This window comes from Providencia rettgeri, assembly GCF_013702265.1.
Taxonomy (GTDB): domain Bacteria; phylum Pseudomonadota; class Gammaproteobacteria; order Enterobacterales; family Enterobacteriaceae; genus Providencia; species Providencia zhijiangensis.
In genome coordinates this window covers 3099089-3119251 of the sequence record NZ_CP059348.1, presented here as the reverse complement: position 1 = coordinate 3119251, position 20163 = coordinate 3099089, and the positions used below count along the sequence as shown (strand labels likewise).

Below are 20163 nucleotides of genomic sequence, written 5' to 3'. Positions count from 1 at the left end.
TTCTTTATGAAATTACCTATCAAATCACTCTTTCTAAGTGATTTTTCAGAATTAACTGAATCATATTGATGCTGATATCGCTGTCATTCAGTGCAGGAATATAACGATATTGCTCACCACCATTATGTAAGAAAAATTCTTTATTTTGCTCACTAATTTCTTCTAAGGTTTCTAAACAGTCCACCGAAAAACCAGGGCAAACCACTTGAACTGACTTAACCCCCTCTGACGGTAGCTTTTTCATCGTCTGATCCGTGTATGGGCTTAACCACGGTTCACGACCAAATCGAGATTGGTAAGTCATTAACACTCGGTCACTTGGAAATTTCAGGGCCTGCTTTAATAATTCTGTGGTTTGCTCACACTCTTTATCATAAATATCCCCTGAATCGCAGTAACGCTGCGGGATACCGTGGAAAGAGAGGATCAACCTATCCGGCTCACCATGTTCCGCAAAACTGGCTTCGATAGATTCAGCTAAGGCTTGAATATACGCTGGGTGTGTCGCATAGCTGCGAATAAACTGCACTGACGGGATAGTCCGCATCGGTTTAAAGGCGCGAGTGATGGCTTCATAAACCGCGGCAGTCGTGGTGCATGAATATTGTGGATACAGCGGTAAAACCACTAATTCCGTCACATCTTGTGCAATCAAGTTGTCGATAGCACTCTTTATTGACGGCGAGCCGTAAGTCATTCCCAGCTCAATCGGCGTATTAGGAAAAAATGCAGATAATTTTTCTTTCTGACGCTGTGAATAAACCAATAATGGCGAACCTTCATCCATCCAAATTGAGCCATAAAGTTTTGCTACTTTGGAAGCGCGGATTGGCAAAATAGCGCCATGTAAAATCGGCTTCCAAATCAATGGGGAAACATCAATAACACGCGGGTCAGTTAAGAATTCAGCTAAATAGCGTTTAACGGCTGCTGTTGTTGGGGCATCGGGCGTTCCCAAATTTACCAATAGAATTCCATATTTTTTTTCTAACATTAGAACAGCTCCTAATTGATAATCATTCCCAACAATAACAGATTTTAATAACTAATTTTGCCAACTTGTGGCACAAAAAGAAAGGCAGCGTTTTTGCGCTGCCTTGTTTATTTGAATCTATTTAGATCACGCTCAGAAAAATTAGCCTAAAATTTTTGCTAACTCTGCGCTCACTTCAGTCACTTTGCGAGTACCGTCTAACTTGAAGTACTGAGTGCTGCTCGCTTTCGCTTCATTTTGATAGTAAGCGATTAATGGCGCTGTCAGTGCATGATATTCAACCAAACGTTTACGAACCGTGTCTTCTTGGTCGTCTTTACGGATAGTTAATTCATCGCCAGTTACGTCATCTTTGTTTTCAACTTTAGGTGGGTTGAAAGTGACGTGGTATACGCGACCTGATGGTGCGTGAACACGGCGACCAATGATACGCTCAACAATGATTTCGTCAGGAACATCGAATTCTAAAACGTAATCAACGTTGATGCCTGCTTCTTTCATTGCATCCGCTTGAGGAATGGTACGCGGGAACCCATCCAACAAGAAGCCATTGCGACAGTCATCTTGTTTGATGCGCTCTTTCACTAATGCGATAACCAGTTCATCAGTCACTAATTTGCCGTTATCCATCAACTCTTTAGCTTGTAAACCTAATTCGCTCCCTGATTTTACAGCGGCACGTAACATGTCGCCAGTTGAAATCTGAGGGATCCCAAACTTCTCCATAATAAATTGAGCTTGAGTGCCCTTACCAGCGCCTGGAGCGCCAAGCAGAATGATACGCATTGCGTAAACCCCTTGCTATTTAGTTTTTTATAATTTGAAAAGAAAACGCTCTACCATACCATTAGCATGGCATCTGACTCAAGAAGACACGTAAACGTTTTCCCATTTATCTTTTTTCGCAAAAGAAAAAAACCACGCAAAAAATCGCTTTTTTACGTGGTTAAGTTCGAAAACGAAAATACCTTAATGGACTACTTTAAAAGTAATTCGTTGATTTTTTTGATGAATAAGTTTGGATCTTCCAGCGTACCACGTTCTGCCAGCAAGGCTTGGTCGAGTAGTACATCCACCCAATCTGCAAACACGCTTTCATCTTCCACTTCAGACGCTTTTTTCACCAATGCATGACTCGGGTTCAGCTCGAAGTTATATTTCACTTCTGGCGCCGCTTGACCCGCAGCCGCGAATAATTTCGCCATTTGGGTGCTCATTTCATCAGCATCAGTGGTCACAATGGCTGGTGTATCGGTTAAACGATGAGTCAGTTTCACCTCTTTCACACGGTCGCCCAAGAAGGTTTTTACGCGCTCAACAAATGGCTCTAACTGCTTCTCGGCTTCTTCTTGCTCAGCCTTGTTTTCATCTGCTAACTTGTCTAACGACTCATCAGCTTTGCTCACAGATTGGAACTGTTTGCCATCAAACTCAGAGAGGTAGTTCATCATCCATTCGTCAATGCGATCGGATAACAGCAGAACCTCGATGCCTTTCTTACGGAACAGCTCTAAATGCGGGCTGCTTTTCGCGGCAGCGTAGCTATCGGCAGTGATAAAGTAAATCTTATCCTGACCTTCCACCATGCGGCTTACGTAGTCTTCCAGCGAAACATTTTGTACGCTACTGTCGTTATGGGTGGTTGCAAAGCGCAGCAGTTTTGCAATCGCTTCACCGTTGCCCATATCTTCCGCAGGGCCTTCTTTCATAACCAGCCCGAATTGCTGCCAGAAAGTTTGGTATTTCTCTGCGTCGTTTTTCGCCAATTTTTCCAGTGTTTGCAGAACACGTTTTGTCAGTGCACTGCGCAAGTTGCGAGTCAGTGCGCTGTCTTGCAGAATTTCACGGGAAACGTTCAACGGTAAATCGTTGGAATCCAATACCCCACGAACGAAGCGCAGGTAATTAGGCATGAACTGCTCAGCATCATCCATAATAAAGACGCGTTGAACATACAGTTTTAAACCGTGGCGCTGGTCGCGGTTCCACAAATCAAATGGGGCTTGAGATGGAATATACAGCAGACTGGTATATTCCTGTTTCCCTTCCACACGGTTATGCGCCCACGTTAATGGGTCAGCGTAGTCGTGGGAGATATGCTTGTAGAACTCAATATATTCTTCGTCTGAAATTTCAGATTTACTGCGAGTCCACAGCGCTTTCGCTTGGTTGATTTTTTCCCAAGTAACCGTGCCGTCTTCTTCATTTTTCTCTTCGATTTCAACAGGCAGAGCAATATGGTCAGAATACTTGCTGATAACGGAACGTAAGCGCCAGTTATCTAAAAACTCTTTTTCGTCATCACGTAGATGTAAGGTGATTTCGGTTCCGCGATCGGCTTTTTCGATATCTGCGATAGTGTATTCACCTTCGCCAGCAGATTCCCAGAATACCCCTTCGCTCGCTTCAGCACCTGCGGCGCGGCTACGAACGGTGACTTTATCGGCAACGATAAATGCGGAGTAGAAGCCCACACCGAATTGGCCGATCATTTGGCTATCTTTGACTTGGTCACTGCCTAATGATTCTAAGAATGATTTGGTGCCTGATTTAGCGATAGTACCTAAGTTTTCAATGACTTCTTCACGGCTCATACCGATGCCGTTGTCACTGATAGTTAGCGTACCTTTGTCTTTGTCTGCGCTAATACGCACACGCAGTTCGCCGTCATTTTCATACAGTTCAGGCTTAGATAATGCACGAAAACGCAGTTTATCCGCCGCATCGGATGCGTTGGAAATTAGCTCACGCAGAAAAATTTCTTTGTTTGAGTAAAGAGAGTGGATCATCAACTGTAGCAGTTGTTTGACTTCTGATTGAAACCCACGAGTTTCTTGTCCTTTCATACTCATTAATCGCCTCTATATCATCAATCTAATAGTTAGTTTTGACTTATCGATGGAAACTAATTTGGGGACAAAAAAATAGAATTCAACCACTAACTACAAATTAGTAGCCAAATTAATCTAAACGAAAGGAAATTACCAAAAACTACGATGCTTTGCTTTGAAGGTTTTGAATTAAGGTTTTTGCTTTGAGGGGTTTGCCTTTAAATTTTAAAAACAACTCCCCACCATCATCCTCTAAATAATTTGTGCCGTAGCTAGGCGTCGAATGCATTAATCCCTGGGAGCATACACAAGTATGTGACTAGGGTTGATGCATGAAGACAACAACGCTACGGCGCAAAGAATGACGAGGACTTTAGAGCCGTTGGCGTCCCGCCAACGAGTGAGAAAGGGTGGTTCCGTCAACCATCTCTAACTCCCCACCGACAGGCACCCCATGCGCAATCCGGCTCGCCGCCACCCCATACTGCGCACACATCTGCCCAATATAGTTCGCCGTCGCCTCCCCTTCCACTGTCGGGTTGGTCGCCAAAATCACTTCAGTGATGTTTTCCGATGCAAGTCGCTCTTCGAGCCTATCTAGCCCAATATCCATCGGTCCAATGCCATCTAATGGTGACAGATGCCCCATGAGTACGAAATAGCGACCTGAGAATTGACCGGTTTGTTCGATAGCATAAATATCTGCGGGGCTTTCCACCACGCAAATCAGCCCATTTTGCTGACGGCGCGGGTTATCGCAGATATTGCAGGTGTCTTGCTCAGTAAATGTGCGGCAATCGCGGCAATGCCCGATTTCGGACATTGCACGAGTCAGAGACTGAGCCAAACGCATTCCACCACTACGGTCACGTTGCAGAAGTTGGAAAGCCATTCGCTGCGCTGACTTGGGTCCCACACCGGGGAGACAGCGCAGCGCTTCCATCAATGATTCAAGAAGCGGACTCGTTTGCATTAGAATGGCATCTTAAAGCCTGGTGGCAGTTGCATACCGCTAGATACGCTAGCCATTTTTTCTTTTTGCGTTTCTTCGATACGACGAGCTGCGTCGTTGAATGCCGCAGCAATCAAGTCTTCCAGCATATCTTTGTCGTCTTCTAACAGGCTAGGATCGATTTCAACACGACGGCAGTTATGTGAACCGTTGATGGTCACTTTGACTAAGCCAGCACCAGATTCGCCAGTAGCTTCGAGTTGAGCGATTTCTTCCTGAACTTTCTGCATTTTATCTTGCATTTGCTGGGCCTGTTTCATCAGGTTACCCAATCCACCTTTACCAAACATAGTTTTCTCTCACAACTGAGGCTACAGATTCGCAACTGTAGCGTTAAACGGGGCGAATACTCTCTTCATCCAATTGCGCATCAAACATGGCGCGCAATTTTTGAATTGTTTTATCCGCAATAATAGACTGACGGGCTTGCGCCAGTTTCTCTTCATAAATCGCCTGACGCCACTCCAGCGGCGTTTTCACCGCCGTATTATCATCGTGAACGATTTTCAGTTCAACAGGGCGACCATAATGTTCACTCAACGCGTCTTGCAACGCTTTGAGAGCGTTAGGTTTATCAAGATGGCGTTGAGCGGAGCGCAAGTGCAATACAATTTGCGACTCATCCAATTCTTCTTTATATGAATTCAAAGCCAATTGTTCAACTAGCTTCGGAATATTTAATTGCGCAATTTCCCCTGACCAACTATCACGCTCGCGCCCTTCTTCGGTGATTTTTATTGCTAATTCAGGGGTTTTCTCATATTCCAACGCCTCTTTGATTTCAGTTGGCGTTGTTACTGCGTCTTTTGCGTCAAGAACTTCACCATTTTGAGGCTTCCACTGGTAAGGCTTCGGCTTCGCAGGCTTCGTCTTCTGTGACGCTTTTTCCATCACATTTTGCTGATGTTTGCTGGTTACCGCGGCCAGCCGTTCAAGTGCTGAAACCGCCGGCTTAGCCCTTTCGGACGTCACCGGATGAGTCTTTTTTGGACTCGGATCCTCACTTTGTGGCGTTTGTAGTGCCTGTCTGGCTTTTAATAGCTGCAATGTTGGGCTATTTTCCGGTAAGTTCTCTGCGCTCGCAGGCTGCGGGGCCGGGCGTCTTACCGTTGATGGTGTTGGCTCTGGCTGAAAAGTGGACGTCGGCGCGCTTGAAACTAATTTCGGCGGCAATTCCACTTCTTCAATAATGCTCTTTGGGTGGAAGGCTAGCGCTCTTAATAACGCCATTTCCACGCCCATGCGTCTTTCTGGCGCGAATGTCAGTTCTTTGCGCCCCACCAGCAAGGTTTGGTAGAAAAGTTGAAGATCCGCTGGAGAAATTAATCGTGCCACTTGTCTTAGGCGCCCTTCCGTGGAGGAAGGATCGGTTTCTTGTTCCGCGGGCAGTAGTTGGATCATCGCAATGCGATGAAGCTGCGAGAGGATTTCAACCAGTAGATTTTCCCAATCAGCGCCACGGGAAGCAGCTTGCTCGACTTGGGCCATCACACCAAGACCATCTGCACGAACTAAGGCTTCAATAATGGCGAGCGGTTGCTCATCATCTAAGGTACCCAGCATTTGGCTCACCACATCCGCAGTGACCTTACCTTGTCCCATTGCGATGGCTTGGTCAGTCAAGCTCAATGCATCACGCAAACTGCCGTCTGCGGCGCGGGCAATCAACTGACGAGCGCGAGTATCGTGCTCAATATTTTCCGCGTTTAGGATCAACTCAAGCTGTTCGCTGATTTGTGGGACATCCAACGCTTTTAGATGGAACTGCAAGCAGCGGGATAAAATCGTGACAGGCAGTTTTTGCGGATCGGTCGTCGCCAGTAAAAACTTGACGTGTTCCGGTGGTTCTTCCAATGTTTTAAGCAGCGCATTAAAACTGTGGCGCGACAACATGTGAACTTCGTCAATAAGATAGACTTTAAAGCGACCACGCGCTGGTGCGTATTGAACGTTATCCAGTAATTCTCGCGTATCTTCGACTTTAGTGCGTGATGCCGCGTCAATCTCAATCAGGTCAACAAATCGCCCCTGTTCAATTTCCAAACAGTTGGCGCATTTTCCGCAAGGTGTTGCCGTGATCCCCGTTTCGCAGTTTAACCCTTTGGCAAACAAGCGGGCGATCGTGGTTTTCCCGACACCGCGGGTACCCGAGAAAAGATAAGCGTGATGAAGCCGTTGGTGCTCTAGCCCATTAGCAAGTGCAGTCAACACATGCTGCTGACCAACAACGTCTGAAAATTTTTGGGGGCGCCACTTACGGGCAAGTACCTGATAGCTCATGGATTCCACTGTTATTCAACATGGGACATTGATAAATATAATAATAGTACCATGCTACCACAGCCTCAACCCATTGGGCGAGACTGCAGTAAAAATAGTAAGAAGAGTGCGGAGCAGATTAGTGGCCTAGGAACTCAACAAGACTATAGGAAGTAACGCCTTCTTTTGCTAAACGCTCAACACCGCCTAAATCTGGCAGTCCGATAACGAAAGCAGCATCCACCACTTTTGCGCCTAGCTGTTTGATCATTTTCACGGTCGCTTCGACAGTACCGCCAGTTGCTAACAGATCATCCACCACCAGCACGTTGTCTTGCGCGGTAATGCTGTCTTTGTGGATTTCCAGAGTGTCGGTGCCGTATTCCAGATCATACGTCATACTTAAAACTTCACGCGGTAATTTGCCTTTTTTACGCACAGGCACAAAACCTACGCCTAAGCGTAATGCAACAGGAGCGCCGAACAGGAAACCACGGGCTTCAGTACCAACAATTTTGGTCACACCTTTGTTTTGATAATGCTCAACCAGCATATCGATTGTCGCTTGATAAGCCGCCGGGTCATTTAACAGTGTGGTAATATCGCGAAATAGCACACCCTCTTTTGGATAGTTAGGGATAGTTGCGATACTTTCTTTAATCAATTGCAGTTGTTGCTCTTTAGCGGTCATAATAAAAACCAATATAGTAAATACGAAAGGGTAGAATCTATGCAAACTACCATAAAAATGCAATAAGAAGCCGTCTATTTGCTGTAAGTTTTATTGTTGGATATCAATATTCCGCCACTTTTCACATTTATTGAGAATAAAAAATGAAAACACAGGCTCTGTTAGAGGCATTGAAAAAGCAGATTGATGAGTTAGCTGAGCGCGTCGCCCCCATCAAAGACCATGAGTTTTCACACTCCCGATTTGATATGCAGCTATTTAGCCATAAATCCACCAAACTGGGTGATTGCCAGAAAGAGCTCAATACCTTGTATCAGCAATTGTGTAATAGCGTTTCGCTAAACCATACCCAGCAAGTGAACTTTTTAACCGAAAAAATCGTGCATCAAATGCAAGCTATTTCCCGCGAACTCTCCACTCAAGGATTACGGGAAAAAGAAGATTCTTTTCGGACGAAAAAGGAACAGGTTGATTTATATGAACGTTTATCACAACATCAAGATTATGAACGCCGTTTGCAGGCTATGGTGAGCGAAAAAGAGCTCTATTTAAGTGGCTTAACTGACTCACATTTACAGCACCAGTGCCAAAAAGAGCTCGCCGCATTAGCCGGGCGCTTATACCGCTGTAGACAAGCATTAATGCGTATTGAAAAAGCCATCGAGCACCAAGAAAACCAATTTTTTGATTAGAGGATCGTGAATGGAAACACTGGACACTGCACCACTCGAAACCCAGCTCGCGGTAGATTTAATTTACTTATTAGAATCGGCTGAAGTCGATACCCATACCGTCTTGAAAGCATTAGAGATAGTTAAGCAGGATTATCTCAACAAACAGGCCGCCGAAGCAGCCTGTCAGAATGGTAATTAACACAGGTTATTTTTCATCGCCATTTTTATCATTATCTTTGTCTTTGATAATTTTCGTCACTTCCTGCACTTCATCACCCTGATTGTTATGCAAATGCACTTCCAATTGATTGAAGGCGATATTGATATCGTTTTCACGGCATAACCGGTCAATTTCACGGTTCACTTCATCACTGGTGATGGTACGCTCACCGATCTGGCGTACATAAAAACGCAGTTCGTGGTCTAACGTGCTAGCGCCAAAACTTAAGAAGTAGGCCGCAGGTGCAGGGTCCGTCATCACTTTGCTGTTAGAGGTTGCCGCTTGCAGTAATACGCGTTTCACTTTTTCCAGATCGGAGCCATACGCAACACCTAAAGAGACCGTAATTCGCGTAACCGTGTCTGAGAGCGACCAGTTGATTAAGCGCTCAGTAACGAATGCTTTGTTCGGGATAATCACCTCTTTGCGATCGAAATCCACAATCGTCGTGGCACGAATACGGATCTTACTGATGGTTCCCGAGTAGGTGCCGATGGTGACGGTATCCCCAATACGAATCGGTCTTTCGAACAATAAAATAATCCCCGAAACGAAGTTCGCAAAAATTTCCTGTAAACCAAAACCGAGACCAACGGTTAAGGCAGCGGCTAACCATTGCAACTGATTCCATGTCACCCCTATCATCCCGAGGGAAGCAATCGCCCCGATACTGACAATCACATAGGTCAACATGGTGGTGATGGCATAGGTGGAACCTTGGCGAAGTTTGAGGCGTGACAACACCAACACTTCCAATAACCCTGGTAAGTTGCGCGTCATAATCCACGCCACCACTACAATCACCACTGCTAAAATTAGGTTGGCCAAAGTCACATGCTGCATGATATTCGCCCCTTCCGCTGATGTAGCGGTATAGCTCCAGAGTTGGATACTATCGAGGAAGGAGAAAATCGTAATAAAATCAGACCAAATGGCGTAAAACGCGAACGCAAAGATAATAAACAGCACCATGGTCGTTAAGCGCAATGACTGCTGGCTAATCAACTCAATGGTCATAGGCGGCTCTTTGATAGGCTCGTTTTCAGTTTCTTCTTGCTGTTTTGACTGCGCTCGACGCTCAAGCGCACGCTTATACGCCAGTTTTCTAGCGCCTAAACTTAAGCCTCGCAAGCAAACATTATACGTGATGTACCAAAGCACCAGAAGATACAAGCTATCTAACCAACGGTTGGCTAAACGGAGTGTGGTGTAATAGTAACCCGCGATCATCAAACCGATTAAAATTAACGGTGAGAATGTCAGTAACGTGATCAAAATGGAGCGCGTTAAGTGGCTACCCGTTTCCTTCCAAACCTGTTTACAGAACGGAATAGTAAAAATACACAATAATAATAAACAGATAGAAACTACGAGCTGCCCAATCACATCCTCAGACACCTTCAGCGGGTTAATCATTCCATAGGTAGAAAAGAAGATAAGCGGGATCAGCGGTACCGATAAACGCACCATGCGACGGCGCATACGCTGGGCATTTTCATGCTCAATATTAAAGTGTTTCTCTGCAATACCTTGAGGTTTTAACACCCTGAACGTTAATTCAAATAGCGCCCAGAAAATCGCGAGTTGCAAGAAATAAGACCAAATAAACTCCCCTTGCAGATTACCGGTTTTTAAGAACCAGTAACCAATGGCGATAACCACTAATGAAATTGGGATGGTTTGCAGCAACGTGAGTAACAGAGCCAACGGTGTATTCAGTACGCTGTCGTTACGCAAGCTGGATAAACGCAGGTCAATATCATGTAGACGCTGAGTGATTTTTCGATTCAACCAGATAAAGATCAGTGCCGCCAATAACAACGGAATCGTCACCCACAGCGAGCTCAGCAAGCCTTTTTTCAGGCTCGATAATGAAAAATCAAAATCGAGATGAGTTAGTTGATTTTTGGCCGCTTCTGGGAACGCTTTTAACCACTCAATATCCATCGGTTTATTACTGTTTACCCAGAAAATCTGCTGAGCCAAAGTATGCTCAAGCGAGCTAACTACACTCAATAATTGGTTTTGATCCAGTTGCAAATTAATGGCTTGGGAAATTTGACCGCCTAATTGTAAATTCAATTCATCCAATAATTCACGGCGAACATCCAGGATTTTTACCAGCGCAGCTTTATCTTCTGGGGTAAACAAGCGGGCATTTTCTTGCTCTCCGACCTTAACCGCTTGCTCATGCTCCAGATTATTAATGTAATCCGTAGGTTGGTATAACGCATCACGCTGCTGGTTTATATCAAACTGCTCCAAACGTAGGTCGGCGATGGTGACAGGCAAATTTTTGGTGAGAATATCCGCGGGTAAATCAATTTGTTGCTGAAAAAGAATTCGCGATAGCAGCAAGCTTCCGCGTAATACGTTGATTTGCTCTTTTAAGTTTCGTTCTGATTGAGTGGCGCGTTCTAACCAAGTTTTTACTCGGATACCATTTTGCACCATTTTGTTGCCGTCTTGAGTCACTTCAATCAAGCGGTTGCTCAGCTTGTTATTGATCTCCACTTCTTTTTGAATAATCGGATTTTGCTGTACCGCATCATCCGTAGAGGTATTTTGTGCTTCACGTACTGTCGATTGAGAATCACTGAGACGCACTTTGCTGATAGCGTCTTGGATCACCTGAATTCGGGCATCGAGTTGCTCAATGTACGCCGCCGTGTAATCACGCTGTTTCTGCAAAACATCTTGGAGTTGCGTATTAGCTTGGAGAACGCGCTTTTGAAATTCGTTTTGCTGCTGTAGAAGGTATTGCTCAAGTTGCAGCATATTCACTTGTGTGGTGCGCAGCTTGCTAGAGTCGGTCAATGTGCTGTTAAGTTCGTTGCGGATCTCTTGCAGTCTTCGAGCATTGTCCAACATGATAGCTTGGGCGCGCTCAGGTTGAGTTTGCAAACCGATCAGTTGACTGTTGTATGTGGCGAGATCATTTTGCTCAGCTTGCAGGTTATCCAAATGGGTTGCCAACATGGACTCTAATTGTTGCAGGCTGCTATTTTCAATTTGGTGCTGAAAGTTAATATCAGGATTTTCACTCTGATTTTTTATTTGTAATAAACCTTGAACCGCTTTTTTTGACTCTTCACCGGAGTGACTTAATTTTTTTTGCAGTTCGTCTGAACGCTGATCGAGTTTTTCCAGTTCATCATAATAATTTAATGACTTTTCCAAATCGGCGATAGCGAGTTTATCTTCTTGCCCTGCATTGCTTTTTTTATTTAACGAATTGAGCTCTGTTTTTATCTCATTTTTGCTGGGAAGGTTACTAATTGTTGCTGCGGAAATTTGAAAAGAGAAAAAGGTGATGGCAAATGCCAAAAATATTCTAATTAAATATAACCACGCTTTTCTGTATTGCATTAGTGGGCCCATGATATCTCGTTGTGATCCTACTATTATCTAACACTTAAATTGTTTAGTTCTAATATACTTAGATCTAATATACTGAGTTCTAACTTGCTATTTGAGCTGCAATTTTGACAAACCGCAGCTCAATTCTCAAAAAGCTTTTTTAATCTATGGCGATAAAATTAAAAGGTGAGAACTTTTTCAGCATCTAATGTCCACGCAGCCAAATCAACTAATGTACCGATTTCGACACCATCAATTAATGGCAGCTCACTGATACCTCGAGCATCAGTGCAGGTTTTGCATAACTTAACAGGGACATTTTGCGCGGTTAAAATCTCTAACATTTGCTGAAGGTTATACCCTTCTTTCGGTTTTTGCGCTGTGATCCCAGCAGTAACTGCGTCAGACATTAAGAAAATTTTCAGGTCGGTTTGTGGGTGTTGCTCTTTTAGCGTGATAGCTAAGCGCAGAGAGTTAAACAACATTTCACTTCCGTATGGCGCGCCATTCGCAATGATCAAAATGGATGACATGGTTTTCTCCGATTATTCGTTTGGCGTTGGTTTGACTCGCAGTGAGACGCTATTTTTAAGCGTGTCTAATAGAGTATCAACTAACGTCGTGGTATGTGCGTCTATCATAAAACGCTCTGGCTGTAATAACCAGTTTTCAAGTAAGCCCGACATCAGTGCTCGGATCATCACCGCGCTACACGCTAAATCTAAATCGGCTGGAAGTTGTCCCGCATCCACGCAATCACGTAAATTTTTAATAATCCGCTGTTCACTTGCGAGATAGTTTTCACGCTTAAAATCAACGACAGATGCCATTTCTCCGACTAATTCGCATTTTAAGAAAAAGATTTCCATTAACGCGCGATTTTTAGGAGTACTAATAAAATCGGTAAGAATATATATTAGCAATTCTCTTAGTATTAAAAGTGGATCATTGGTATATTTCGAACGATAATAATCCTCAGCTTGAGTAATTTGATTATCGCTAAATTCACAGGCTTGATGGAACAGATCCACCTTATTCTTAAAATGCCAATATATAGCTCCCCGGGTAACACCCGCAGCTTTGGCTATATCGGCTAATGATGTGGCTGTTACTCCTCGTTCAGAAAATGTTTTGATGGCTGCATCTAATATTTCCTGACGGGTTTCTTCAGCCTGTTGTTTAGTTTTTCGTGCCATTGACGCCCGTTTTTATCGAAAGCTGATTTACATACATTAGTGTATGTTTGTACTATAGCATAGTGATAAATCATATAATTTGCTTTTTTTCTTAATTTTGTTTTGAACTCATATCGATTAATTGAGGTTAATTTATGCGAAAAAACAGAGGGGTGTTACCTCTGGCTCTGTTGGTCCTTTCAGGCGGCTTAGCGTTATCTGGTTGTAACGAAGAACAGAAAGGTGGCGGTGAACGCCCGGCGCCTGATGTAGGAATTGTTACGCTGAAAGCTGAACCTCTGACCATTAAGACCGAACTTCCTGGCCGTACATCTGCATTTCGTATTGCAGAGGTTCGCCCACAAGTAAGTGGCATCATCCTAAAACGTAACTACAAAGAAGGTAGCGATGTTGAGGCTGGCGTATCGTTGTATCAAATCGATCCGGCACCTTTCCAAGCAACCTACAATAGTGCTAAAGCAGAATTAGCTAAAGCGCAAGCAAATGCTAATCTCGCCGCATTAACTGTTAAACGTTATAAGCCACTGCTTGGCACGAATTACATTAGCCAACAAGAGTACGATCAAGCTAGCTCAACATATGCGCAATCATTAGCAGCGGTAAAAGCCGCTGAAGCGGCAGTTGAAACAGCGCGTATTAACTTGGATTACACCAAAGTCACTTCCCCTATCAGTGGACGTACAGGCAAATCCAACGTAACTGAAGGTGCTTTAGTTTCTGCTGGTCAAGCAACTGAACTAATGCGCGTTCAACAGTTAGATCCAATCTATGTGGATGTCACTCAGTCGAGTGAAGATTTCTTACGTTTAAAAGCTGAAATCGAAAATGGTGCTCTGCAAAAAGAGCCGGGTAAAGCACCTGTTAGCTTAGTCATTAGTGGCGGACAAGAATACGCGCAGAAAGGACAATTAGAGTTTTCTGACGTGACTGTCGATGAAACCACAGGTTCCATCACAATGCGTGCTGTATTCCCTAACCCGAATAAAGAGCTGATGCCAGGTATGTTTGTTCGCGCTATTTTAGAAGATGGTGTGAAAGAAAACGCGATTTTAGTCCCACAACAAGGTGTTGCACGTACTCCACAAGGTGATGCGCAAGTGATGGTTGTTGGCGCTGAAAACAAAGTTGAAGTACGCAAAGTACAAGTCGCACAAGCGATTGGCAACAACTGGTTAGTGACTGAAGGCATGAAAGATGGCGACCGTGTCATTGTGATTGGCTTACAGAAAATCAAACCAGGTATGGTTGTTGTGCCGAAGCAAGCAAACTTAGAAACTCAATCCATTGTAGACACTCAGGCAAAACCTGAAACCGCGTCTAAATAAGGGAGCTATTGATTAATGCCTAAGTTTTTTATAGATAGACCAATTTTTGCATGGGTAATTGCGATTATCACCATGCTTGCGGGTCTGCTGGCAATTATCAAGTTACCTGTCGCTCAGTACCCGACGATTGCACCGCCGGCTGTTTCCATTTCAGCTAACTACCCAGGGGCGGATGCGTCAACGGTACAAAATACGGTGACCCAAGTTATCGAACAGAACATGAACGGTATCGATAACTTGGTGTATATGTCATCAACCAGTGATTCATCAGGTTCAGCAAGTATTACGCTGACTTTTGAAGCGGGTACTGATGGCGATATCGCCCAAGTACAGGTACAGAATAAGCTCCAGTTGGCCATGCCACTATTACCTCAAGAAGTACAGCAACAAGGTATTAGTGTGGATAAGTCCACTAGCTCATTCTTAATGGTTGCAGGCTTTATTTCTAAAGACGGTTCAATGGGTCAATACGACATTGCCGACTACGTAGGGTCAAATATTAAAGACCCACTTAGCCGTGTAAATGGTGTTGGTGAAACCCAGCTGTTTGGTACCCAATATGCAATGCGTATTTGGTTAAAACCAGAGCAACTTGTTAAGTACAATATGACAACTTCGGATGTCATTAATGCTATTCGCGTACAAAACAACCAAGTTGCTGCCGGTCAGTTAGGGGGAACTCCTCCTGTTGGCGGCCAGCGTTTGAACGTCTCAATTATTGCTCAAACCCGTTTAAGCAACGTTGAAGAGTTCTCTAACATCTTACTGCGTGTGAACCAAGATGGTTCTCAAGTACGTTTGAAAGATTTAGCCACTGTTCAACTGGGTGCGGAGAACTACAGTACCGTTGCTCGCTTTAACGGTATGCCAGCAGCAGGTATCGGTATTAAATTGGCAACTGGCGCTAACGCACTGGATACGGCGAATAACGTACGTGCAGCCTTAGCTGAGATGGAACCGTTCTTCCCTGAAGGGTTAGAAGTAGTTTACCCATACGATACAACGCCATTCGTTAAGATTTCGATTAACGAGGTAGTTAAAACGCTAGTTGAAGCGATCATGCTGGTTGTTGTGGTTATGTATCTGTTCTTACAGAACATCCGTGCAACATTGATCCCAACTATCGCCGTACCGGTGGTTCTGTTAGGTACCTTTGCTATCTTGTCGGCCTTTGGCTACTCGATAAACACCTTAACCATGTTTGCGATGGTACTTGCCATCGGTCTTCTCGTGGATGACGCCATCGTTGTTGTTGAAAACGTTGAGCGTGTAATGCAAGAAGAAGGTCTGCCACCAAAAGAGGCGACCAAAAAATCCATGGGCCAAATTCAAGGTGCTCTGGTCGGTATTGCAATGGTGCTGTCTGCGGTATTTATCCCAATGGCCTTCTTCGGTGGGTCTACAGGGGCAATTTACCGTCAGTTCTCTATCACCATCGTTTCATCGATGCTGCTATCGGTATTAGTTGCGATGATCCTGACCCCTGCACTGTGTGCAACTATGTTGAAGCCAATTGAAAAAGGCAGCCATGGTTCCACGAAAGGGTTCTTTGGATGGTTTAACCGCGTATTTGAAAAGCAAGCTCACCATTACACAGACAGCGTAAGCCGTATGTTGAATGGAACAGGTCGTTACCTTGTGATCTACGTTTTACTGGTCGTAGGCATGGCATTCATGTTCGTTCGTCTGCCATCGTCATTCTTGCCAGCAGAAGACCAAGGGGTGTTCTTATCCATGGTGCAGTTACCACCAGGATCAACTCAAGAACAAACCGAAGTCATCTTGGATGAAGTCAGTAATTACTTCAGAGTAGATGAAGGTAAAAACGTTGAGTCTGTATTTACCGTTGGTGGCTTTAGCTTTGCAGGTGCAGGGCAAAACATGGGTCTCGCGTTCGTCGTTCTGAAAAACTGGGATGAGCGTAAAGGTAAAGAAAACCATGTGGATGCGATTGTTGCGCGTGCAAACGCAGCACTATCCAAAAAACAAGGTGCCTTTATTTATGCCTTTAACTTGCCTGCAATCGTCGAATTAGGAACATCAAACGGTTTCGATTTCGAACTGGTTGATAAAGGTGGTTTAGGCCATGACAAACTGATGGAAGCACGTAATCAGTTACTTGGACTGGCAGCGCAGCACCCTGAAATTCTGCAAGGTGTACGCCCTAATGGCCAAGATGATACATCGCAATACCGTATCTATATCGACCAACAAAAAGCACAGGCGCAAGGCGTTGCGATCAGCGATATCAACGCAACTCTCAGCTCCGTATTTGGTGGTACTTACGTCAACGACTTTATCGACCGCGGTCGTGTGAAGAAAGTTTACGTACAAGGTGACGCGGAAAGCCGTATGTTGCCGTCAGATATCAGCAACCTGTATGTTCGTAATAACCAAGGGAAAATGGTGCCATTCTCGGCATTCTTAGATACATCTCAAGATCCTTGGAAATACGGTTCACCACGTTTAGAACGTTATAACGGTGTTCCAGCGATGAACATTCAAGGCCAAGCAACAGAAGGTCAAAGTACCGGTGCTGCAATGCTGATGATGGAAAAACTGACCACAGAAAACCTACCTGCGGGTATCGGTTATGAGTGGACAGGTATGTCGTACCAAGAGCGTTTGTCTGGTAACCAGGCACCTGCCCTGTATGCGATTTCCCTGATTGTTGTATTCCTGTGTCTGGCTGCACTGTATGAAAGCTGGTCTGTACCGTTCTCAGTTATGTTAGTGGTGCCACTTGGGGTTATCGGTGCGTTACTTTTCACCTCCGTCCGAGGCTTAGATAACGACGTTTACTTCAAGGTAGGGCTGTTAACCACCATTGGGTTATCGGCGAAGAACGCAATCTTGATTGTTGAATTCGCCAAAGACTTGATGGAGAAAGAAGGTAAAGGATTGATTGAAGCAACATTAGATGCAGTTAAAATGCGTCTAAGACCAATCCTGATGACATCACTGGCATTTATGCTGGGTGTTATCCCTCTGGTATTCAGTAATGGTGCAGGTTCTGCGGCACAGAACTCCGTCGGTACAGGTGTACTGGGTGGTATGTTCGCAGCAACATCATTGGCTATCTTCTTCGTTCCGGTATTCTTTGTGGTGATCCGTCGCCGCTTTGCAAAGGTACCAGAGCACGTTGATAACCATCAGCCACCAGCAAACCACTGATTAAATTCATAAGTACAAAAAGACCACAGCAATGTGGTCTTTTTTTTGCTATCGCTCAGGTATTTTTAGTAGGTCTATTCTATTTTTTGATAACTGCAGAATGAGAAATTAGCGTTATAGTCATCCTCGTTAAGGACATTTAATAGCAAGGAACTTATAACAGATGACTCATACAATAATGCTAACTAGACCCTTTCTACTCAGTCGGAATATTCGTTCAACAACGGCTATTGAGCATCATTTTTTCTTGAGCAATGAAAACCATGGTCAGCGGAGTTTGACTATCCAAATCGCCAAGATGATATGGGCGAAAGTCATTCAAATGGAGGGACGCTCTCCAAAACAACGAGTCATCAAGCTAGTTAATTCAAATTCATCTAGCCAACCCTCATCATCCTCACCTTTTCAATTAGCAAAGCCTGTCTTGTTTGCTAATCGCTTCAATCATCAAGACACCCCTTTTATCACTTCTTCGAAACAACACAACCTCAATCCATCAAACACCATTTTCACTCCCTTTCATGACGGTATTTTGAGTGCAGGTCGTTATACGAAAATCGAGACTTTTCATCAACAAGCACACCATCTTGTGACAGACAAGGATGTCACGACTTTCGGTAATACCCGCCCTCTTGAAAGCCATCAAACATTATGCAAAGTATGCACTCTTTGCCCGCAAGATATAATTGATATTAAAGGATTCACTCACACCAGAAATCCCTCATTACGTGGAAATAATGAGATTTCAGTCTTCAATACAGGAGCCTTTCAGCTAGGGAAGAACCAATAGGTGCTTGTCATATCAACAGCATCAGAAATAAAAAACGGCCTCATTCTCTGAGGCCGTACTATTTATTATGTTGCTATTTTTTGTATTGAGCTTTAGTCGCCACTTCTCTTTTATCGAACTTTCCGGTTGCTATTACAGCCAGAAGAACCAAGCAAATAGAGAGATGACAATGATACATGCCACGTTCAATACAGCACCCACACGTACCATTTCAATTTGTCGAATATAACCCGAGCCAAACACAATCGCATTCGGTGGTGTCGCGACAGGTAACATAAAGGCACAAGATGCACCAATACCGATAATCATGGTTAACGCCATGACTGGCATACCTAATGCTTCCGCAACTGTTGCAAAGATTGGAACCAACAGTGCCGCACTGGCTGTATTACTGGTAAATTCCGTCAGGATGATAATAAAGGTTGTCACCGCAAGAATGATCACAAACCAATGGCTTTCACCAAATGTCATTTGCATCCAATCTGCCATGATTTTACTTGCACCAGATGAGCTTAAAATCGCGCTCAGTGTCAAACCACCACCAAACAGCATTAATACGCCCCACTCGGTATTTTTTTGGATTTGTGACCAGCTCGCCACGCCCGTAATACCGATTAATACTGCCGCGCTCAATGCGATGATGGTATCTAAATCTTTCACACCACCTAAAGCTTCGCTAATAAATGTACTGGTGATCCAGCAAACAACCGCTAAAAAGAAAATGCCCATTGCGGTAATACGTTTACCATTCCATTCAACTTTTTCTAATTCAATGTCAAAACGGTGTTTTAAATTCGGACGCAGCATCATGTACATCAGCACAAACATCATTGGCAGTAAAACCACCATGATTGGAATGCCGTATTTCATCCATGATAAGAAATCCAAGCCAAGCGCAGAAGCGGCGATCGCATTCGGCGGGCTACCTACAATCGTACCTAAACCACCAATACTGGCACTATAAGCCACACCCAATAACACGAATACAAATGTATTGCGCTCATGGCGAACATCAAGGTTAGAAAGAATACCTAAAACCAGCGGTAACATCATTGCGGCTGTTGCCGTGTTGCTGATCCACATGGATAACCCAGCGGTCACCCCGAACAGTAAAATCACAGCAACCGATAGACGCCCACGAGCAGCCATCAACAAGCGGTTAGCTATTAGGCGGTCAAGACCTTGAATATGCAGTGCAGTTGCTAACGCAAATCCACCAAAGAACAAAAAGATAATTGGGTTAGCAAAAGCTTTTAACGCATCCCCGGTTCCCATTAATCCCAGCCCAACAGCCAGTAAAGGAATACATAATGCCGTGATAGTGACGTGAATAGCCTCTGTTAACCAAAGCACGCCCACAAAGACCATTAAAGCCAGTCCTGCATTTGCTTTTGGATCAAAAGGCAAAAATTTCAACAGTAAAAGTAAAACTACAATATCAACCGCTAGGATAATCCAACCACGCTTATTTGAAGGGGTTGGAGAAGCCGATGGTGTCAAAGATTCGGAAGCATCCATGTTAACTCCATAGTTCGGAAGCAATTTAAGTTTTCGAGTAATTTTTGTTAATCGTTTTTTAAGAGGAGTAAAATATAGAGTTAATTGAATGAGATGAAAATGTAGATAGCCCAAAATTG

General features: G+C 44.2%; 16 protein-coding genes. 5 read left to right on the top strand and 11 right to left on the bottom strand.

The features are described from left to right. Nucleotides 1–19 precede the first annotated feature (19 nt). The 7 genes from hemH to apt form a co-directional block, all read right to left on the bottom strand. Nucleotides 20–994, bottom strand: a complete 975-nt coding sequence (gene hemH, locus H0913_RS14295; protein WP_154637789.1) for a ferrochelatase — start codon at nt 992–994, stop codon at nt 20–22. 141 nt (nt 995–1135) lie between these two features. Beyond that, the gene (gene adk, locus H0913_RS14290) at nt 1136–1780 is read right to left on the bottom strand and encodes an adenylate kinase (RefSeq protein ID WP_036952549.1); all 645 of its coding nucleotides are present in this window, start codon (nt 1778–1780) and stop codon (nt 1136–1138) included. A gap of 191 nt (nt 1781–1971) precedes the next feature. Next, on the bottom strand, nt 1972–3846 hold the full coding sequence (gene htpG, locus H0913_RS14285) for a molecular chaperone HtpG (protein ID WP_154602435.1): 1875 nt from the start codon (nt 3844–3846) through the stop codon (nt 1972–1974). Between the two features lie 352 nt (nt 3847–4198). Beyond that, nucleotides 4199–4798 carry a recombination mediator RecR gene (recR, locus tag H0913_RS14280; protein ID WP_154602434.1) on the bottom strand — a complete coding sequence of 200 codons (600 nt, stop codon included), beginning with the start codon at nt 4796–4798 and terminating at the stop codon, nt 4199–4201. Continuing rightward, on the bottom strand, nt 4798–5127 hold the full coding sequence (locus H0913_RS14275) for a YbaB/EbfC family nucleoid-associated protein (protein ID WP_006659291.1): 330 nt from the start codon (nt 5125–5127) through the stop codon (nt 4798–4800). Before H0913_RS14275 ends, recR begins: the two co-directional genes overlap by 1 nt. Nucleotides 5128–5170: 43 nt before the next feature. Then, the gene (dnaX, locus tag H0913_RS14270; protein WP_181477474.1) at nt 5171–7117 is read right to left on the bottom strand and encodes a DNA polymerase III subunit gamma/tau; all 1947 of its coding nucleotides are present in this window, start codon (nt 7115–7117) and stop codon (nt 5171–5173) included. 118 nt (nt 7118–7235) lie between these two features. After that, a complete protein-coding gene (gene apt, locus H0913_RS14265; RefSeq protein ID WP_181477473.1) occupies nt 7236–7787 on the bottom strand; it encodes an adenine phosphoribosyltransferase in 552 nt (183 codons plus the stop codon). A gap of 143 nt (nt 7788–7930) precedes the next feature. On the opposite strand from apt, the gene priC reads away from it, so the two are divergent. Both priC and H0913_RS14255 read left to right on the top strand, forming a co-directional pair. Next, nucleotides 7931–8479 (top strand): primosomal replication protein PriC, encoded by a 549-nt coding sequence (gene priC, locus H0913_RS14260; protein WP_154637788.1) that lies wholly within the window; start codon nt 7931–7933, stop codon nt 8477–8479. A 10-nt stretch (nt 8480–8489) separates the two neighbouring features. After that, complete coding sequence (locus H0913_RS14255; RefSeq protein ID WP_154602431.1) at nt 8490–8660, top strand: DUF2496 domain-containing protein; 171 nt, start codon at nt 8490–8492, stop codon at nt 8658–8660. A 6-nt stretch (nt 8661–8666) separates the two neighbouring features. Here the strand turns inward: H0913_RS14255 and mscK are convergent, their stop codons facing one another. From mscK to acrR, 3 genes are all read right to left on the bottom strand, one after another. Next, nucleotides 8667–12062 (bottom strand): mechanosensitive channel MscK, encoded by a 3396-nt coding sequence (gene mscK / locus H0913_RS14250; protein WP_181477472.1) that lies wholly within the window; start codon nt 12060–12062, stop codon nt 8667–8669. Nucleotides 12063–12220: 158 nt separating this feature from the next. Beyond that, nucleotides 12221–12574, bottom strand: coding sequence for a DsrE/DsrF/TusD sulfur relay family protein (locus H0913_RS14245; RefSeq protein ID WP_154602429.1), 354 nt, complete (start codon nt 12572–12574; stop codon nt 12221–12223). Nucleotides 12575–12586: 12 nt separating this feature from the next. Next, nucleotides 12587–13237 (bottom strand): multidrug efflux transporter transcriptional repressor AcrR, encoded by a 651-nt coding sequence (gene acrR, locus H0913_RS14240; protein ID WP_181477471.1) that lies wholly within the window; start codon nt 13235–13237, stop codon nt 12587–12589. Between the two features lie 134 nt (nt 13238–13371). On the opposite strand from acrR, the gene H0913_RS14235 reads away from it, so the two are divergent. From H0913_RS14235 to H0913_RS14225, 3 genes are all read left to right on the top strand, one after another. Continuing rightward, nucleotides 13372–14562: an efflux RND transporter periplasmic adaptor subunit gene (locus H0913_RS14235; protein WP_154602428.1), complete on the top strand. Its 1191-nt coding sequence runs from the start codon at nt 13372–13374 to the stop codon at nt 14560–14562. Nucleotides 14563–14577: 15 nt separating this feature from the next. Continuing rightward, nucleotides 14578–17736, top strand: a complete 3159-nt coding sequence (locus tag H0913_RS14230; protein WP_154602427.1) for an efflux RND transporter permease subunit — start codon at nt 14578–14580, stop codon at nt 17734–17736. A gap of 163 nt (nt 17737–17899) precedes the next feature. Beyond that, entirely contained in the window at nt 17900–18526 is a 627-nt protein-coding gene (locus H0913_RS14225; protein WP_154602426.1) for a hypothetical protein, read from the top strand. Between the two features lie 132 nt (nt 18527–18658). Here the strand turns inward: H0913_RS14225 and H0913_RS14220 are convergent, their stop codons facing one another. Further along, entirely contained in the window at nt 18659–20044 is a 1386-nt protein-coding gene (locus tag H0913_RS14220) for an SLC13 family permease (protein ID WP_154602425.1), read from the bottom strand. Nucleotides 20045–20163: the final 119 nt, after the last annotated feature.

Excerpts from the sequence above, each read along its gene's own strand:
- apt (WP_181477473.1), bottom strand. The coding sequence starts at position 7,787 with ATGACCGCTAAAGAGCAACAACTGCAATTGATTAAAGAAAGTATCGCA.
- H0913_RS14220 (WP_154602425.1), bottom strand. The coding sequence starts at position 20,044 with ATGGATGCTTCCGAATCTTTGACACCATCGGCTTCTCCAACCCCTTCA.
- priC (WP_154637788.1), top strand. The coding sequence starts at position 7,931 with ATGAAAACACAGGCTCTGTTAGAGGCATTGAAAAAGCAGATTGATGAG.
- H0913_RS14225 (WP_154602426.1), top strand. The coding sequence starts at position 17,900 with ATGACTCATACAATAATGCTAACTAGACCCTTTCTACTCAGTCGGAAT.
- htpG (WP_154602435.1), bottom strand. The coding sequence starts at position 3,846 with ATGAGTATGAAAGGACAAGAAACTCGTGGGTTTCAATCAGAAGTCAAA.
- H0913_RS14235 (WP_154602428.1), top strand. The coding sequence starts at position 13,372 with ATGCGAAAAAACAGAGGGGTGTTACCTCTGGCTCTGTTGGTCCTTTCA.
- H0913_RS14255 (WP_154602431.1), top strand. The coding sequence starts at position 8,490 with ATGGAAACACTGGACACTGCACCACTCGAAACCCAGCTCGCGGTAGAT.
- H0913_RS14245 (WP_154602429.1), bottom strand. The coding sequence starts at position 12,574 with ATGTCATCCATTTTGATCATTGCGAATGGCGCGCCATACGGAAGTGAA.
- recR (WP_154602434.1), bottom strand. The coding sequence starts at position 4,798 with ATGCAAACGAGTCCGCTTCTTGAATCATTGATGGAAGCGCTGCGCTGT.
- adk (WP_036952549.1), bottom strand. The coding sequence starts at position 1,780 with ATGCGTATCATTCTGCTTGGCGCTCCAGGCGCTGGTAAGGGCACTCAA.
- mscK (WP_181477472.1), bottom strand. The coding sequence starts at position 12,062 with ATGGGCCCACTAATGCAATACAGAAAAGCGTGGTTATATTTAATTAGA.
- hemH (WP_154637789.1), bottom strand. The coding sequence starts at position 994 with ATGTTAGAAAAAAAATATGGAATTCTATTGGTAAATTTGGGAACGCCC.
- H0913_RS14275 (WP_006659291.1), bottom strand. The coding sequence starts at position 5,127 with ATGTTTGGTAAAGGTGGATTGGGTAACCTGATGAAACAGGCCCAGCAA.
- acrR (WP_181477471.1), bottom strand. The coding sequence starts at position 13,237 with ATGGCACGAAAAACTAAACAACAGGCTGAAGAAACCCGTCAGGAAATA.
- dnaX (WP_181477474.1), bottom strand. The coding sequence starts at position 7,117 with ATGAGCTATCAGGTACTTGCCCGTAAGTGGCGCCCCCAAAAATTTTCA.
- H0913_RS14230 (WP_154602427.1), top strand. The coding sequence starts at position 14,578 with ATGCCTAAGTTTTTTATAGATAGACCAATTTTTGCATGGGTAATTGCG.